General features: G+C 69.1%; 15 protein-coding genes and 1 pseudogene. 11 read left to right on the forward strand and 5 right to left on the reverse strand.

From position 1 onward, the window contains the following. On the reverse strand, window positions 1-657 hold the full coding sequence (locus GA0070624_RS25945) for a glycoside hydrolase family protein (RefSeq protein WP_091345534.1): 657 nt from the start codon (window positions 655-657) through the stop codon (window positions 1-3). Between the two features lie 330 nt (window positions 658-987). On the opposite strand from GA0070624_RS25945, the gene GA0070624_RS25950 reads away from it, so the two are divergent. The 5 genes from GA0070624_RS25950 to GA0070624_RS25970 all read left to right on the forward strand — a co-directional run bounded on the left by GA0070624_RS25950 (window position 988) and on the right by GA0070624_RS25970 (window position 6,694). Then, window positions 988-2,061, forward strand: a complete 1,074-nt coding sequence (locus tag GA0070624_RS25950; protein ID WP_091345536.1) for a LacI family DNA-binding transcriptional regulator — start codon at window positions 988-990, stop codon at window positions 2,059-2,061. A 224-nt stretch (window positions 2,062-2,285) separates the two neighbouring features. Next, window positions 2,286-3,797 carry an ABC transporter substrate-binding protein gene (locus tag GA0070624_RS25955; RefSeq protein WP_141715169.1) on the forward strand — a complete coding sequence of 504 codons (1,512 nt, stop codon included), beginning with the start codon at window positions 2,286-2,288 and terminating at the stop codon, window positions 3,795-3,797. Between the two features lie 71 nt (window positions 3,798-3,868). Then, a complete protein-coding gene (locus tag GA0070624_RS25960; RefSeq protein ID WP_091345541.1) occupies window positions 3,869-4,822 on the forward strand; it encodes a carbohydrate ABC transporter permease in 954 nt (317 codons plus the stop codon). Window positions 4,823-4,825: 3 nt separating this feature from the next. After that, the gene (locus tag GA0070624_RS25965) at window positions 4,826-5,662 is read left to right on the forward strand and encodes a carbohydrate ABC transporter permease (protein ID WP_091345543.1); all 837 of its coding nucleotides are present in this window, start codon (window positions 4,826-4,828) and stop codon (window positions 5,660-5,662) included. A gap of 294 nt (window positions 5,663-5,956) precedes the next feature. Next, window positions 5,957-6,694, forward strand: a complete 738-nt coding sequence (locus GA0070624_RS25970) for a VOC family protein (protein WP_091345545.1) — start codon at window positions 5,957-5,959, stop codon at window positions 6,692-6,694. A 56-nt stretch (window positions 6,695-6,750) separates the two neighbouring features. Here the strand turns inward: GA0070624_RS25970 and GA0070624_RS35025 are convergent, their stop codons facing one another. Both GA0070624_RS35025 and GA0070624_RS25975 read right to left on the reverse strand, forming a co-directional pair. Beyond that, window positions 6,751-6,906 carry a hypothetical protein gene (locus GA0070624_RS35025; protein ID WP_176731880.1) on the reverse strand — a complete coding sequence of 52 codons (156 nt, stop codon included), beginning with the start codon at window positions 6,904-6,906 and terminating at the stop codon, window positions 6,751-6,753. Window positions 6,907-7,176: 270 nt separating this feature from the next. After that, window positions 7,177-7,464: a DUF2277 domain-containing protein gene (locus GA0070624_RS25975; protein WP_091345547.1), complete on the reverse strand. Its 288-nt coding sequence runs from the start codon at window positions 7,462-7,464 to the stop codon at window positions 7,177-7,179. 442 nt (window positions 7,465-7,906) lie between these two features. On the opposite strand from GA0070624_RS25975, the gene GA0070624_RS25980 reads away from it, so the two are divergent. Beyond that, on the forward strand, window positions 7,907-8,686 hold the full coding sequence (locus GA0070624_RS25980) for a DUF427 domain-containing protein (protein ID WP_091345548.1): 780 nt from the start codon (window positions 7,907-7,909) through the stop codon (window positions 8,684-8,686). Window positions 8,687-8,909: 223 nt separating this feature from the next. Here the strand turns inward: GA0070624_RS25980 and GA0070624_RS25985 are convergent, their stop codons facing one another. Both GA0070624_RS25985 and GA0070624_RS25990 read right to left on the reverse strand, forming a co-directional pair. Further along, complete coding sequence (locus GA0070624_RS25985) at window positions 8,910-10,568, reverse strand: sensor histidine kinase (protein ID WP_091345550.1); 1,659 nt, start codon at window positions 10,566-10,568, stop codon at window positions 8,910-8,912. After that, window positions 10,565-11,305, reverse strand: coding sequence for a response regulator transcription factor (locus GA0070624_RS25990; RefSeq protein ID WP_091345551.1), 741 nt, complete (start codon window positions 11,303-11,305; stop codon window positions 10,565-10,567). The genes GA0070624_RS25985 and GA0070624_RS25990 overlap by 4 nt, the downstream gene beginning before the upstream one ends. Before the next feature lie 180 nt (window positions 11,306-11,485). Between GA0070624_RS25990 and GA0070624_RS25995 the strand changes: the two genes are divergently transcribed. From GA0070624_RS25995 to GA0070624_RS26015, 5 genes and pseudogenes are all read left to right on the forward strand, one after another. Then, the gene (locus GA0070624_RS25995; RefSeq protein WP_091345553.1) at window positions 11,486-11,677 is read left to right on the forward strand and encodes a hypothetical protein; all 192 of its coding nucleotides are present in this window, start codon (window positions 11,486-11,488) and stop codon (window positions 11,675-11,677) included. A 35-nt stretch (window positions 11,678-11,712) separates the two neighbouring features. Then, on the forward strand, window positions 11,713-12,879 hold the full coding sequence (gene alr, locus GA0070624_RS26000; protein WP_176731881.1) for an alanine racemase: 1,167 nt from the start codon (window positions 11,713-11,715) through the stop codon (window positions 12,877-12,879). Next, a complete protein-coding gene (locus GA0070624_RS26005; RefSeq protein ID WP_091345555.1) occupies window positions 12,876-13,904 on the forward strand; it encodes a D-alanine--D-alanine ligase family protein in 1,029 nt (342 codons plus the stop codon). Before alr ends, GA0070624_RS26005 begins: the two co-directional genes overlap by 4 nt. Then, window positions 13,904-15,072: pseudogene (locus GA0070624_RS26010) on the forward strand (UDP-N-acetylglucosamine--N-acetylmuramyl-(pentapeptide) pyrophosphoryl-undecaprenol N-acetylglucosamine transferase). The gene GA0070624_RS26005 and the pseudogene GA0070624_RS26010 overlap by 1 nt, the downstream one beginning before the upstream one ends. Beyond that, entirely contained in the window at window positions 15,069-15,713 is a 645-nt protein-coding gene (locus tag GA0070624_RS26015; RefSeq protein ID WP_091345557.1) for a M15 family metallopeptidase, read from the forward strand. The pseudogene GA0070624_RS26010 and the gene GA0070624_RS26015 overlap by 4 nt, the downstream one beginning before the upstream one ends. Window positions 15,714-15,783: the final 70 nt, after the last annotated feature.

Raw genomic sequence — 15,783 nt, forward strand, 5'->3', positions numbered from 1 at the left:
TTACGGACCTTTCCAGCCGAAAGGCTGGGATTGCTGATACCCGACTACGGAATCAGCAACGGCGTCAGTGCTGCCCTCGTAGACCATGTAGTAGTACGAGCCCTTCTTGACTATGTCCCGTTTCCCGATCGTGCCGGCGTCCCACGAACCGCCCGGGCCAGTGCTCAGCACCGGGTTGCTGCCGCTCTTCGAGAGCGAGGTGAGGCTCGCTCCGCTGGCGAAGCCGACGCGCACGTCCGTGCCGTCGTACCCGTGGTAATAGAGGTGCCAGGTACCGTTCTCGTACCACAGGTTCGGCGTACTGATGTTCGCCGACTCCCACCCAGACGGGTTGTGCGTGAGGATCCGTCCGGCCTTCGTGAAGGTGACCCCGTCGGTCGACGTTGCCAGGCCGATGTCACCCGGGTTGGCGGGGTTGAAGCCAGCTCCCTCGTACACGAGGTAGAACGTGCCATTCACGTACGCCACGCCAGGGAAGCTCGCGATCCGGTCGTCCCAGGAGCCGGAGGGCCCGGTGTTGAGCACGATGCCGTGGTCGGTCCAGTTGACACCGTCGGTGGACGTAGCGAGGGCGGTTGCGAAGGTGCCGTCGGGCTTGTTCTTGATGTAGTACGCCCAGATCTCTCCGCCGATAGTGACCGTGGAGATGAAATGCATGTTGAACGGGACGGGCCACGCACACGTGGCGCCCCAGTCGTGCGCAGCGAATGGAGCGTTCGTCCTGGCGCGGCATCCTCGGGGTCGTGATATAGATCGCGATCTGTCAGTTAGAGTAGCCATAATCTGACAACGTTGTCTAGAGTCGAACCCCGCACCGAGGTCGCAGTACGTGGCGCGGAAAACACAAGCTGCGCGGGCCGCGGCGGGGTCGACGACGGAACGTGCGACAGCAGCGACGGTTCGCAGCCGCGTGCGATCATGGGCGGGCGCTAGCGTGACAACGTACGAATGCGATGGAGGCGGCGCATGAGGAATCGACGGCCGACGATGGTGGACGTCGCGCGGGAGGCGGGCGTCGGTCTCAAGACTGTCTCGCGGGTGGTCAACGGCGAATCGGGGGTAAGTCCCGAGATGGTCGACCGAGTCTTCCTGGCCGTCGCCAAGCTGGGCTTCCGCCGTAACGCGATGGCTCGTGACCTGCGCGCGGGTCGATCCACTGCGAGCGTGGGGCTTGTCATCGAGGATCTCGGCAACCCGTTCTACAGCTCGGTCGCCCGCGGCGTCGAGCAGCTGACACACGACCGGGACTTCGTGCTCATGACGGCCAGTAGTGAGGAGGATCCTGAGCGGGAGCGCGCGCTCGTGCTCGAGCTGTGTCAACGACGAGTCGAAGGCATGATCATCGTGCCGACGTCGCTTGATCACAGCTTCCTCCAGGCCGAGATCGAGATGGGCTTGCAAGTCGTTTTCCTCGACCGGCCGGCGACCGGCATCATCGCGGACACCGTGTTGGTGGACAACCGTGGCGGCGCCGTCGCCGCGACGGACTACCTGCTCGATCGCGGCCACCAGAGGATCGCCGTGCTAGGCCACGAGGCGAAAGTCTGGACGATGCGCGAGCGCCTCGCCGGCTTCCGTTCGGCGCTGGCACGCGCGGGCGTCCCGTACCCCGAGGACCTGGTCTGCCTCGGCCCGCTCACTCCGGCGGACGCCGCCGCCGCGACAGCTCAGTTGTTGGACGGTGACGACCCGCCGACCGCGTTCTTCGCCTGCAACAACCGAATGACCGTGGGTGTGCTCGCCGAGCTGCAGCGGCGCGGCGGCGCGGCGGATGTCTCGGGGTTCGATGACATCGAGACGGCGGGCCTGTTCGCGCAACCGCTCGCGCTGGTCTCGTACGACGCCGCCGAGGCGGGCCGGCGGGCGGCCCAACTGCTGCTCGAACGCCTCGATGGCCGGCGCACTCCGCAGCAGGTCGTCGTCCCCACGACGCTCGTGCACTACGGGTCGGAGACGGCCGGCCGGCGCGCACCCGCCGCGGGCGCCGGCTCGCGCACACCTGGCCCTCGCGCCGCAAGGGCCGGCACGAGAGCTGGCTCGAGCTCCGCTGCCGGTGTCTAGCGGCGGGGCCGCTCGCAAGCACCACCGGCGTTAGGTTTCCGGCTCCGGGTCTCGACGCCGTAAGGACGAGGTTTCGGCGCATCCGTTGACAACGTTATCTACACCGCCCTAGCCTTTGCCGCACCCACACCGGCGAGGCCTCACCAAGCAAGGCCCCAGCGCCCGCCGAGCGACAGGACCGCCGGGCAAGCCCGCTCGGCGGACCTTCATTCGAGGAGGAACGGTTGCGCGGACATACCCGACGACTGGCGGCCGCAGGCGTGGCTGCCAGCCTCTTCATGCTGACGGCTGCCTGTGGCAGCGACGACGGTGACACGGCGGGCAAGCTCTCCGGCGACCTGCGGGTGCTCGCCTTCGACGGCACGCCCAACTGGAAGGCGCAGCTCGAGGCCGCGGCCAAGGACTACGAGGCCAAGCACGCCGGCGTCGACATCAAAATCGAGATGGCGCCGTACGACGGCTACAAGGACGCCCTCGAGACCCGGCTCGTCTCGCGCACCGCAGCCGACCTCGTGATGGTCGAGCCACCGATGGTGCAGGGGCTCGGTGGGCGCGGCTTAGCGACCGACCTGACCGGTGCGCTCGGCAAGGCGAATTCGTACGGCGGCACCGGCACCTGGCGTGAGGGCTTCCGCCCGGGCTCGGTGGAGTCGACGATGGACAGTGGCAAGGCCGTCATGGTGCCGTGGTCCGCCGTTTGGGTCGGCCTCACCTACAACAAGAAGGCCTACGAGAGGGCCGGCATCACCACGCCGCCGGCCACCTGGCAGGACTGGATCGCGGCGAACGACAAGCTCAAAGCGAGCGGCCAGGCGCCCATCTACACCGCCATCAAGAACGACGACGCCCAGACGTGGTGGCTGCTGACCACCATGCTGCAGGCGCTCTACCGGCCCAAGAGCGAGCAGATCAACCTGCGGCACTCCGACGGGTGGAAGTACGACCCCGCGAAAGCCGCCTCGGGGGCGGGCGAGTCGTACACCCCGGACGAGCTGTACGTCGCCTTCCGCAAGGGTGTCATCGACCCGGCCAAGTCGGCGGAGTACCGCCGCGCGGTGGAGCTGATGCTGCAGCTCAAGCCGCACCTCAACCCCAATGCGCTCGCCGCAAAGGGGGCGGAGGTCGAGGACAAGTTCGTCTCCGGCGCCAGCGTGCAGAACCTGACCGGCACCTTCGCGATTCCAGGCATCCTGACGAAGATCGGTGGGCTGGCGACGGATAAGCAGTTCGAGATCGGGGCGACCAACTTCCCCTCGATCACCCCGACCGACTTTCCCGGCCTCACCGCAGGTGGCACCAACCCGCTGGCTGGCACGCGGAACGGCTGGATGATCCCGGCTGCCACCAAGCAGAGCGCACTCGCCGTGGACTTCCTGCAGTTCATCACGAGCCCGGCCCAGGCGAGCAGGATGTGGGCGGCCAAGGGCGACAGCGGGACGACCGCAGGTGACCCGGCCGAGATCGTCGGTGTGCAGTACCCCGCCTCGTTCACGAAGGTCGACACGACGGCGAAGTTCGCGGAGATCCCGCTGTACGGTTTCGGGATGCCACCCACCTTCGACACAAAGGACTTCGACCAGTTCATCGCCCAGTGGCAGGGTCTGTGGAGCGGCAAGGCGAGCATCGACCAATTCTTGTCGCAGCGGTCCAAGTCCAACCTGGATGCGCTCGAGCGGAACCTCAAGGTGTCCGCTGCTCAGGTAGACCAGGGCTTCATCAAGCGCGAACTCGGATAGGCAAGGATCGGGTCCCGGCGGGGCAGTCGTCCGCCGGGACCCGGCATCCGTCAGCGGGGAAGGGCGACGGGATGACTCAGGTTCTTGACGGGCGGGCGCCCGCCGCGACGGCGTCGCCGCCGCGTGCCGCGCGCCGCGAGTCGGCAACGACACGCCTGACGCACGCGCTCCTGCCGTACGTTCTGGTCCTGCCTCTCGTCGCCGTGCTTGGCGTCTTCGTCCTCTACCCGTTCGGTCAGGCAATCTACCGCTCGTTCACGGAGTGGAACGGCGCGAATATCGACGAGTTCGTCGGCCTGGCCAACTACCGGGCGATGTTCACCGAAGACCCGCTGTTCTGGCGATCAATCCGCAACGGGAGCCTGCTCACCGTAGCGTTCGTCGCGCAGTCGGTGCTGGTGCCGCTGGGCACGGCCTGGCTGATCCACCACCTGCGCAGCGACCGGGTCCAGTACTGGCTGCGCATCCTGCTGCTCGTCCCGGCGGTCGTGCCCACGGTCGTCGGTTTCCTGGTGTGGAGCCAGTTCCTGCAGCCGGACGGGTTGGTCAACCGGCTCGTCGGCGTGGTCGGGCTAGACTCGCTGGGCCACAATTGGCTCGGCGATACGGATGTTGTGCTGTTCGCGCTGATCCTGGTGGGCTTCCCCTGGCTCAACGGCGCGAACACCCTGATCTACCTGGCGGGGCTGCTGACCATCCCGCGCGACCTCTACGAGGCAGCTCGCATGGACGGCGCTGGCCGCTGGCGGACCTTCTGGTCGGTTGAGCTGCCGCTGCTACGCGGGCAGACTCGGCTGCTGGTCATCCTCTCGGTCATCCTCGGCCTGCAGAACTACGACAACGTTTTCCTGCTCACTCAGGGCGGCCCGGCCGACGCCAGCGTGGTACCGGGCCTGCTGCTCTACAACAACGCCTTCCGTTACGGGCAGTACGGCTACGCGGCCGCGATCGGCGTCGTGCTCTTCGTGGTCATCTTCGTCCTCACGGTGCTCGGGCCGGCTCGGCCCTGGCGAAAGGAGCACTGAGCCATGGGTCCGAAGCGGTGGCGGTCGAGCGCCGGCGGCGCCGTGCGGGCACTCATCCTCGTCGTGCTGTTCGGGGCATCGCTCTACCCGATCGCCTTCGTCGTAATTTCTTCTCTGAAGACGAAGTCGGCGTTCGCCACCAACTACTTCTTGCCCGATCGTCACGTGCACCTCGACAACTACCGCGCTGCGGCGGGTGAGGTGCTGCCCTCGGTCTGGAACTCGGTGCAGGTCAGCACGGCCACCGTCGCGCTCGTTCTGGCCTGTGGCGTGCCGGCGGCGTACGCGTTCGCCTGGCGTCGCTTCCGCGGCCAAAAGCTCATCTACACCGTCGCCATCTGCACGATGATGGTGCCGGCCGTGCTCACCTTCGTGCCGATGTTCGTGCTCGTCCGCGATCTCGGGCTCATCGACACGCAATGGGCCATGGTCCTGCCGTACACCGCGGGAACCGTTGGTCTGTCGGTCTTTCTGCTGCGCGCCTTCTTTCGCGCTGTCCCCCAGGAGCTGGTCGAGGCGGCGAAGCTCGACGGCTCCGGCGACCTGCGCGTGCTCTGGCACGTGGTGCTGCCGCTGAGTCTTCCGACACTGGCCACCCTCGTCACGCTCAACGTGCTGTGGACGTGGAACCAGTTCCTGTGGCCGCTGGTGACGATCAGCTCCGAGGAGCAGCGCCCAGTGCCGGTGGCGCTCGCGTTCCTCACCGGCGATCGGTACAACGTGGACTACCCCCAGCTGATGGCCGGATACGTGCTCTCCGCCCTGCCGCTGGTCGTCGTGCTGACAATCACGATGCGGGCGTTCATTCGGGGCATGCTCTCCGGTGCGCTCAAGGCGTAGTAGCACCCCAGCCCGCTGATCGACTCGACGTGGGCCTATCACCTCATGGTCCATGACGAAGGTCGACCCGGGCGCTTCGGCGCCGGCAGCAACGGCTGCAGCACCGCCCACTGCACGTCGGTCAGGTCGAACCGTCCTGTCACCGTTAGGGTTCCACGAGGTCTCCGGTTCGGGTTCTGCTTGGTCGCTGAACCATCTACCGGAGACCTCGCCATATGCCGATCTTCGACGCGCCGAACGGTCACTCCAGCTCGGGCCCACCGCCGACTCAACACAGGCCCTAGCATCGTCGGCATGGCAACGCGGCTCGTTCAAATCAACATGAAGGCTCGGGACGACTCCGCGCTGGGCGGTTTCTGGGCGGAGGCGCTCGGCTGGGGAGTCTCCAGCGAGGGACCCGGCGTGACCAACCTCGAACCCGAGGGCTTCGTCTACCCCGACCCCGTCGCTGTCTGCCTTGACCTCATCGCCTCCCCGGAACCCAAGACGGTGAAGAACCGCGTGCACGTCGACCTCGCCACCACCTCGGCGGCCCATCAGGCGGAGGTGGTCACGCGCCTGAAGGATCTCGGCGCAACACTCGCCGACGTAGGCCAGGGCGACGTGCCATGGACGGTCATGGCCGACCCAGAGGGCAACGAGTTCTGCGTGCTGGACCCCCGACCGCTCTACCGAGACACCGGACCGATCGCCGCGGTAGTGGTCGACTGCGCGGATCCGCGAGCCATGGCCCGCTTCTGGGGCAAGGCCATGGACTGGACCCTGCACGAGGTGACCGACCACAACGCGGTACTGCGCTCCGCCAAGGGCATCGGCCCATATCTGCAGTTCCGCCGCACACCCGACGTGAAGACCGTGTGGAACCGCGTCCATCTCGACGTCCGCCCCTACCCGGGTGACGACCCGGAGGCCGAGGCGGCCAGACTGCGGACTCTCGGCGCCACCGCCATCGACCTAGGCCACAGCGATGTCCCGTGGACCGTCCTCGCCGACCCGGAAGGCAACGAGTTCTGCCTCCTCGCCCCAGGCTGACCCGAACCCTCGTCATCCGCGCACTACGGCCACCAGCCCGGACTTTGCGACGCGCCCTAGTTGTACAGCCAGATGGCGGCACAGCCGAAACACAGCGCGAGCAGCACGGCCGAGGCGAGCAGCAGCACGAGCAGCGTGAGCAGTTTGCTGCGTGCCGTCGGCGCAGACGGCCCCGGCGGCGGACTGCCGTCGGTGGACTCGGGGTCGGGCATGTCGTGATCATGTCAGACCCGCGGTTCCGTGGATCTAGACGGGAGCTCGTCAGGCGTAGCCTCGTCGCCGGCAGTGGCAGTTGCCGGCTTGGCATTGGCGTCGTCGGCGTCCTCACATCGGCTTCTTATCTACTGGTGCCACGACGGCAGCCCGGCCAGGCTAGGTCGAGGTGACCAGTTGAGGACATCGGCGGCTGACCAGCGCGACCACGGACGCTGACGCGTTTTGGAGCTGCCGAAGAGGTCACCGAGTGGTCAGATCGGGAGCCGTCAGCCCGAGGTCGCTGGTCGATGCCCGTACCGTTCGGCGGCGCGCGCCTTGGCCTTTGCGGCCTCCACCTCGCGGTCACGGGGAGGCGCGTTCGTCACGAGGCTGTCCAGTAGGGTTCGGGTGGCCGCCGTGACAGCGCGGATCGCCTCGTCGAACGCCTCCGCGTTGGCTGCGGACGGCCGTGTCGTGCCGCTGACCTTGCGCACGTATTGGATGGCGGCGGCCTCGATCTCATCGTCGGTCGCAGGCGGTTCGAAGTTGTGGAGCACGCGAATGTTCCTGCACATGCCTCTACCATGCCAGGCCGAGCGGACACCGGCAGACCAGCGACGCCAGCATTGACGACGTAGGCCGCGTAACCTGATCATCGTGGCCACTCGCCGACGGCCATCGCAGCGGCTGACTGGCGTGCAGAAGCTCCTCGCCGCCGGACAGCCTGCTGCGCCGATATGCGCACCCATTGTCAGGTGCGGCGCGGGGTCCGTGCGGTGAGCTGCTCCCGACGTGCCGTATGCGCCGTGCAGCGGTGCGTAGCCGAGCTGACATGGCTTCGTCCTGCCACCCGATATCGGCGGCGATCCTAGGTTCCGTCGCGGGGAGCGGAGTCGGGACCGTAGCCTGGCAGACAGGGTGCCAACGGGTGCTGTTCCGGCACGGCTGACCGAAGTCGTGGTAAGCCATGCGGCGGACATACTCGTACCCCGGGCGATACCGCGGGAGGAAGAAGCAATGTCCTTGACATTCGGGCACGCCCCATTCGCCGGGCAGCGCGGCGGGTTCGACTTCCCCGTTCCCGAGCACGTGCGCTACTGGGAACCCTGGCCCCGTCGGATGCGGGCGGTGTTCGCCGGGCGGACCGTGCTGGACAGCCAACGCGGAGTCGTGCTGCACGAGACCGGCCGCCTGCCCCAACACTTCTACCCCTTCGACGACCTGGACCAGGACCTGCTGTCAGCCGCCGAGCCCGACGCGCAGGGCCGGGCACAGTTCAGTGTGCGGGCCGGCCAGCGCACCGCACCTGGCGCGGTCACCGCCTTCCGGGACAGCGACGACGCGATCCCGGCGCTGCACGGGTACGTCTCGGTGGCCTTCGCCGCCATGGATCGCTGGTTCGAGGAGGACGAACCAATCTACGGCCACGTCCGCGATCCCTACCACCGCGTCGACGTACGCCCCGCATCACGCCACGTAGTGGTCCGCCACGCCGGACGGGTAATCGCCGAGTCCACCCGGCCGAAGCTACTGTTCGAGACAAGCAACCCGATCCGCTACTACCTGCCCTTCGCCGACGTAGATCTTGGCGTCCTCGAACGCAGCGACACCGTCTCGGAATGCCCCTACAAGGGCGACGGGCAGCACTGGCACCTGCACGCCGAGGGACAACGGGTATCCGACGCTGCATGGAGCCTGCCGCACCCGCTCCCCGAGGGCTTGGCCGCCGCCGAACACCTCTGCTTCTACCCCCACAAAGTCCACCTCGAGGTCGACGGGCGTCAGGTCACCGCGTAAAAGATCGTTTCAGTTTGAGGCCGGCGTGTCGGTTGTAGACGGTGGCGGAGGCCGGTACATCGGGTGACCATGCGTGAGAGGGAGATCGTTGACGGACTGTGGGAGCGGACCGCTCCGCTGATCCCGGGCCGAGCCCGGTCAGCTCCCACGTGCCGTGAGGGGTGTACCCGAGTACGAACATGCCGCTTGGCCAGCCCGGACGTAATTCTCGGCAGGTACAGCGCTAGTCGGCGCGGGGAAGCGTGATGGTGAATGTCGTCCCGACGCCGACCTCACTCGCGACCCTGATGGTGCCCTGGTGATCGGTGACGATCTGCCGGGCGATGGCGAGGCCGAGGCCACTGCCCCCGGTACGGCGGCCCCGCGCGGCGTCGGCCCGCCAGAACCGGTCGAACACATGCGGCAGCGCGTCCGTTGCGATTCCCGAGCCGGTGTCGACGACCTGGACGATCGCCTGCGTTTCGGTGCGGCTCGCGACCAGCCGGACGCTGCCGCCCGCAGCGGTCGCCCGTAGTGCGTTGGTGACGAGATTGCCCACCACCTGGCGGAGCCGGTCGGGATCGGCGTGTACCGCAACCGGCTCGGCCGCCACGCGCAACGACACCCCGGCTGACTCCGCCCGGGCGTGGTGGGCGGTGCGGCAGGTCTCCAGGAGCTCGGCCAGATCCACGGTGACCCGGTGGTACGCCAGGTTGCCGGCCTCAGCCAGGGCCAGGTCCTGCAGGTCGTCGACGATGCGCTGTTGCAGCACCGCCTCCTCGTGGAGTGACGCGAAGAGATCCTGGTCCGGCGTGATCACGCCGTCGGAGAGCGCCTCGAGATAGCCGCGCAGGTTGGCCAGCGGGGTGCGCAGTTCGTGTGCGACGTCGGCGACCAGCCGGCGTTGCCGCTCCTCCCCGCGCTGCAGCGAGTCGGCCATCCGGTTGAACGACCGGGCCAACTCCGCCAGCTCGTCGTTGCCCCGCACCGGAACCCGTCCGGTGAGGTCACCCCGGCCGAGCCGCTGAGCGGCCGCGGTGAGCGTGTCGATGGGCCGCAGCACTCGCCGGCTCAGCAGCGCGGTGCCGATGACCGCGACCGCCGCAACGCCCACTGCCGCGGCGAGCAGTGGACCGGCGGTCAACACGGACGCCGGATCGCCGCGAGCGCCGAGGTAGACCCGGGCGGGTACCGGCGCGACGTCACTGATCTCGTTGGTGAAGGCCCGGGCCAGGCAGGAATCCACTGGTTCCTCCGTCGAGGTGCCACAGACCTGCACCCGGGCAGCGCCGGCCGCCCGGTCCCGGCCCGGCTCGGCCGCGGCGTCGCGACAGCCGTCGACGATCTCGTCGACGCCCCGGCGACCACGCCCGTCGGCCGCGCCCAGGTCGGCGTCGAACTGCGGAACTCCCGTGCTGGTGGTTGAAGCGACAACAGGGACGGATTCCCGGGTCAGGCATGCGGCGAACAGCACGCCCGTGCGGTAGGCGTTGATCGCAACGACCACGCCTTTCTCCCGGCCCGCCGGCTCCGCTGGCAATGCGGCCAGATTCAATACCGGCCGCGGGTCGACGAACCCGACCATCGTGCCGAGCGGCCGGGCGGTGCGGTTCTCCTGGGTGTCCGTGTCCACGATCACGTCGCCCGTGTCGGCGACCAGGTGGATCCGCTGACCGGTCTGGGTGCGCAGGTCCTGCACCAGGTCGGGCACGCCCTCCCAGGTGCCGTGCTGACTGCTGTACGTCCTGAGTCGGCCGACGACCTGGTCGAGTTGCGCCCGGTCGGTGGTGGCCGAGTCGTTGATCTGTTGCGAGGCCTGCCGCAGGGTCAGCCACGCGGTCGCCGCGGTCGCGCTCACCGCGACGAGGATGACCAGCCAGAGCACCCGTAGCCGAAAACTCACCGGCTGGCTCCGGGCGTGCCCTCGGGCGTCGGCGTCGCCACCGGTTCCGGCTCCGGTTCGGCGAGCCGGTAGCCGCGGCCGTAGACGGTCTGCACGTACCGCGGCTCGGCAACGTCGTCCTCGATCTTGCGGCGGAGGTTCATCACGTGCGCATCGACGGTGCGTTCGAGCACGAAATGATCGAATCCGAAGGCCCGGTCGATGATCTGCGCTCGGGTGAACGCCCGCCCGGGCTCGCCGGCGAGCACCTCGAGGATGCCGAACTCCTTGGCCGTCAGGGCGACCGGCCGGCCGCCGACGCGTACCTCGAACCGGCCGGCGTCCACCTCGAGGTTGCCGACGCGCAGCACCGCCCGGTTGTCGGCGTTCACCACCCGGGCCCGGCGCAGCAGCGCCCGTACCCGGGCGGCCAGCTCCCGCGGGCTGTACGGCTTGGTGAGGTAGTCGTCGGCACCGAGATCGAGGCCCAGCAGGACGTCGTCCTCGGTGGTACGGGCGGTCAGCAGCAGGATCGGGATGTCCGATTCGGCGCGCAGGATCCGGCACACGTCGAGGCCGTCGACGACCGGCATCATCACGTCGAGGACCACCAGGTCCGGCCGGCGGGACCGGCACTGGTCCAGCGCGGCCCGCCCGTCGCCGACCAGCAGCACGCTGTGCCCCTCGCGTTCGAGATAGACCCGTACCAGGTTGGCCTGCTTGGGGTCGTCCTCGGCGACCAGGATCCGCGCGCTCATGTTTCCCCATTCTGCCTGGTGGTGGCGGGGGTCAAGTAAACCCGAAACCCGTGAAGAACTGATGTGGGCGGGCTCCGGAGAGCGGCGAGCGGGATATCCGCACAGCTGGCCCACGGCGTCTTCAAGGGTTCTTCACAACAGGCTGCCTACCGTGCCCGTCATGGCAGTCAGGAGCCGGACATGATCTTCGAACCAGCACACCCAGGCCGCCGCGATGAGCAGCGGCGGCGGGCGGTCCGGCGGCGGATCCGGGAGACGCTCGCGGTGCGCCGGGCCGCCGCGGTCGGCGGACACGGGGCCGCCGCGGTCGGCGGGCACGGGGCCGCCGAACCGCCGGATGAACCGCCCGTCGAACCCGGCGCTGCCGGGTGACGCCGGGTACGCGCGGTCGGCGCGCGGGGACCGGTGTGACCAATGAGAGTGCCCAGCTGGCCGAGGCCGTGATCGATCTTGCGGCGATCGCGGAGAACATCCGGATGGTCGGGGCGATCGCACGTACCGGGTTGATGGCCGTGGTGAAGGCCGACGCGTTCGGGCACGGCGCGGTGCCGGTGGCGCGGGCCGCGTTGGGGGCCGGCGCCGACTGGCTGGGCGTGACCTCGGCGACGGAGGCGGTGGCACTGCGATCGGCGGGCATCGACGCGCCCGTCCTGAGCTGGCTGCACCGGCCGGACGAGGACTTCACCCGCCTGATCGCCGCGGACGTCGACATCGCGGTGTCGACCCTGGCCCATCTGCGCGCGATCGCCAACGCGGCCGCGGATCTCGGTGTGCCCGCCGCGGTCCAACTCAAGGCGGACGTCGGTCTGTCCCGCAACGGTGCCGGCGGCGACGAATGGCCCGAACTGGTCGCCTGGGCTCGCAAGCACGAGGCGGAGGGCAGCGTCCGGGTACGCGGGGTGTGGTCCCACCTGACGAATGCCGACGTGCCGGGCTGCCCGAGCATCGCCCGGCAGCTGTCAACGTTCCGGGAGGCGCTGCGGATCGCCCGGGATGCCGGGCTCGACCCCGAAGTGATACATCTGGCCAATTCGGCGGCGGCACTGGCCGCCCCGCAGACCCGGTTCGATCTCTGCCGGATCGGCCTGGCCATGTACGGCGTCGACCCGTTCGGCGCGACCGGTCCCCGCCGCTACGGCCTGCGACCCGCCATGACCCTGCGGTCAAGGGTGATCAACCTGAAACGCGTGCCCGCCGGCACCGGCGTGTCCTACGGCCCCGATCATGTGACCGATCGGCCGACCACGCTCGCTCTGCTGCCGCTCGGGTACGCCGATGGTCTGTCGCGCACCGCCGAGGGCCGCGCGTGGGTCTGGCTCGCCGGTCGACGATGCCCGATCGTCGGTCGCATCGCCATGGATCAGTGCGTCGTCGACGTCGGCGATCTACCGGTGACGCTCGGCGATCCCGTGGTTGTCTTCGGTGCCGGCGCCGAGCCGGGCTCGCTCGACCCGGCCGAGCCGACGGCCGCCGAATGGGCGCAGTGGGCCGGCACCAACCCGCACGAAGTCTTGACCGGAATCGGCGCGCGAGTTGCGCGCGTACACCTACACGGGGAAGCGGCAAGATCATGACTGTTCGTTTGGCGGTGCTGTTCGGTGGGCGCAGCGGGGAGCACGACGTCTCCCGGCGCTCGGCGGAAAGCATCCTGGCCCACCTCGACCGCGACACCTACGACGTGACCGAGGTGCTGATCGAGCGGGACGGCCAGTGGCGGGTGAACGGCGACCGGGCCACGTTCGCGCAGGCGCTGCGGACCCTCGGCGAGCAGGACGTGGTGTTCCCGGCGCTGCACGGCCCGTACGGTGAGGACGGCACCGTCCAGTCGATGCTGGAGTGGCTCGGCGTCGCGTTTGTCGGAAACGGTGTCTTCGCCAGCGCCGCGGGGATGGACAAGCCGGTCACAAAGAAACTCCTCACCGCCGACGGCCTGCGCGTGGCCGACGGGGTGACGCTGCGGCCCGACGAGGAGCTGTCGTCGCGGGATCAGGAGCGGCTAGGGCTCCCCGTCTTCGTCAAACCGGCCCGGGCCGGCTCCAGCCTGGGGGTCTCCAAGGTCGAGCGGTGGGCGCAGCTGCCCGCCGCCCTGCGGCTCGCGCGCGAGAGCGACGCGAAGGTCCTCGTCGAGCGCGGGGTGCGCGGGCGCGAGATCGACGTCGCCGTCCTCGAGCACCCCGACGGCCACGTCGAGGCCGGGCCGCCGCTGGAGATACGGGTGGCGAACGCCGCCTTCTTCGACTACGACGCCAAGTACGACGGCGGCGCCGTCTTCGACATCCCGGCTCAGCTCGACCCCGGCACCACCCGGCTGCTGAAGGACCGGGCCGTGCAGGCGTTCCACGCGCTCGGCTGCCGTGGGCTGCTCCGCGTCGACTTCTTCCTGCCGGATCCGGACGCCGAGCACGGCGACGGGTGGACCGGAGACTGCCGGGAGCCGGTGATCAACGAGGTCAACACCTTCCCCGGGTTCACCGCCGCCTCCCAGTACCCGCAGATCTGGCAGCGGGCCGGGATCGGCTTCTCGGCGCTGCTCGACATCCTGATCGAGGGCGCGCTGCAGCGGCGCGACGCCGTCTCCCCCTCTCCGGCGCCCTGCTGATGGCCGTCTACACCGCCGAACATCTCCGCAGCATTCGCGTCATCGTCACCGGCGGGGCGGGCACACCTACCCGGCGCTGACCACGATCCGTACGCTCCGCGACCGACTGGCGACGGCCCGCACCGCACCGGACGTCCGCTGGGTGGGCGTCGCCCACGGACTGGAGGCCAGCATCGCCCGGCAGGAAGGCATCCCCTTCACGGCGATCACCACCGGCAAACTGCGCCGATCGCCGAACCTGCACGAGTGGGGCCGCAACGTCGCCGACGCCTTCCGCGTGCCACTCGGCATCTTCCAGGCCATCATGATCGTGGTGCGCAGCCGGCCCGAGGTGGTCTTCTCCACCGGCGGATACGTCTCCGTCCCGATCGGGATCGCCGCCTGGATGACCCGCCGCCCGCTGGTCATGCACGAGCAGATCCTCACGCTCGGGCTGGCGAACCGGATCCTCGCCCGCCTGGCCGATCGAGTCCTGCTCAGCCACGAATCCTCCATCGACCATCTGCCCGCCCGAGCGAAAGCCCGCGCGGTGGTCACCGGCAACCCGATCCGGCCCGAGATCCTCAGCGGCAACCGCGACCGGGCGCTCGCCGCATACCACCTGGATCCCCGCCTGCCGCTGGTATACGTCACCGGCGGCGCCCAGGGCGCCGTCCAGGTCAACAACCTGATCGCCGACATCCTCCCCGGACTCCTGCAGAAATGTCAGGTGCTGCACCAGTGCGGCGACTACTCCCTCGACCGGATGCGGCAGGTCGCCGACGCCCTCCCGGAACACCTACGCAGCAGGTACCGGGTCGTCGACTACGTGCACGGCGAGCTGCCCGACGTCCCGAGCGCCGCGGACATCGTCGTCGCGCGCAGCGGCGCCGGCACCGTCGCCGAACTCACCGCCCTGGGCAAGGCATGCGTCTTCATCCCGCTCATCCCCACCGGCGGCGACGAACAACGACGGACCGCACGGCACCTCGCCGACGCCGGTGCCTCCCGCATGCTCGCCGGCCCCGACGCCTCCGCCAACCGCCTCTACGAGGAGATCATGGTGCTGCTCGACCACCCGGAGCGACGCCGGGAGCTGGCCAACGCCGCCCGTCAACACGGCCGGCCCCATGCGGCCACGGCCGTGGCCAGCGCGATCATCGACGCCGCCGGCCGGTACCGGTCATGATCCTGCTGTCTGATCGGCGAATCTCGGCCCTCCCGCTCGGCGACAACGGGGAAGCCCTGGTCGACATACGCCAGGTTGCGGAACTTCGGGTTGACGATCGCCTGGCCGACGAGGCCGGGGCCTACGCACACCTACGCGAGGCAACGGTCCAGCGCTTGCTCGCCGCCCAGCGGACCCTGCCCCGGGGGCTGCGGCTGCTGATCATCGAGGGGTACCGGCCACTCAGCCTGCAAACGACCTACTTCGAGAGCTACCAGGCCGAACTGCGCCGCAGGTACCCGGACTGGGACTCGGCGCGCCGGCACGTGGAGGCCAGCAAGTACATCTCGCCGCCCGAGGTGGCTCCACACAGTACCGGCGGGACGGTCGACCTCACGCTCTGTACGGCCGACGGGCTCGAACTGGACCTGGGCACGATCGTCAACGCCAGCCCGGTGGACAGCGCCAACGCCTGCTTCACCGGATCACCCGACATCTCCCCGCAGGCGCGCACCAATCGCGGCATCCTGGGCCAGGCGCTGTCGTCTGCCGGCATGGTCAACTACCCGACCGAATGGTGGCACTGGTCGTTCGGCGACCGCTACTGGGCGTTGAGCACCGGGGCCGCCCGGACCCGGTACGGGCCAGTGGATCTGCCGTGAAGCGGCTGTACGCCGGCGTCACCGCCGTGTTGGCGGTGAGGCCAACTGGTTTCCTCTCACCGGCGGGGTC

This window comes from Micromonospora rhizosphaerae (assembly GCF_900091465.1).
Taxonomy (GTDB): Bacteria; Actinomycetota; Actinomycetes; order Mycobacteriales; family Micromonosporaceae; genus Micromonospora; species Micromonospora rhizosphaerae.

Excerpts from the sequence above, each read along its gene's own strand:
- GA0070624_RS25945 (WP_091345534.1), bottom strand. The coding sequence starts at position 657 with ATGCATTTCATCTCCACGGTCACTATCGGCGGAGAGATCTGGGCGTAC.
- GA0070624_RS25950 (WP_091345536.1), top strand. The coding sequence starts at position 988 with ATGGTGGACGTCGCGCGGGAGGCGGGCGTCGGTCTCAAGACTGTCTCG.
- GA0070624_RS25960 (WP_091345541.1), top strand. The coding sequence starts at position 3,869 with ATGACTCAGGTTCTTGACGGGCGGGCGCCCGCCGCGACGGCGTCGCCG.
- GA0070624_RS25965 (WP_091345543.1), top strand. The coding sequence starts at position 4,826 with ATGGGTCCGAAGCGGTGGCGGTCGAGCGCCGGCGGCGCCGTGCGGGCA.
- GA0070624_RS25970 (WP_091345545.1), top strand. The coding sequence starts at position 5,957 with ATGGCAACGCGGCTCGTTCAAATCAACATGAAGGCTCGGGACGACTCC.
- GA0070624_RS35025 (WP_176731880.1), bottom strand. The coding sequence starts at position 6,906 with ATGCCCGACCCCGAGTCCACCGACGGCAGTCCGCCGCCGGGGCCGTCT.
- GA0070624_RS25975 (WP_091345547.1), bottom strand. The coding sequence starts at position 7,464 with ATGTGCAGGAACATTCGCGTGCTCCACAACTTCGAACCGCCTGCGACC.
- GA0070624_RS25980 (WP_091345548.1), top strand. The coding sequence starts at position 7,907 with ATGTCCTTGACATTCGGGCACGCCCCATTCGCCGGGCAGCGCGGCGGG.
- GA0070624_RS25990 (WP_091345551.1), bottom strand. The coding sequence starts at position 11,305 with ATGAGCGCGCGGATCCTGGTCGCCGAGGACGACCCCAAGCAGGCCAAC.
- GA0070624_RS25995 (WP_091345553.1), top strand. The coding sequence starts at position 11,486 with ATGATCTTCGAACCAGCACACCCAGGCCGCCGCGATGAGCAGCGGCGG.
- GA0070624_RS26005 (WP_091345555.1), top strand. The coding sequence starts at position 12,876 with ATGACTGTTCGTTTGGCGGTGCTGTTCGGTGGGCGCAGCGGGGAGCAC.
- GA0070624_RS26015 (WP_091345557.1), top strand. The coding sequence starts at position 15,069 with ATGATCCTGCTGTCTGATCGGCGAATCTCGGCCCTCCCGCTCGGCGAC.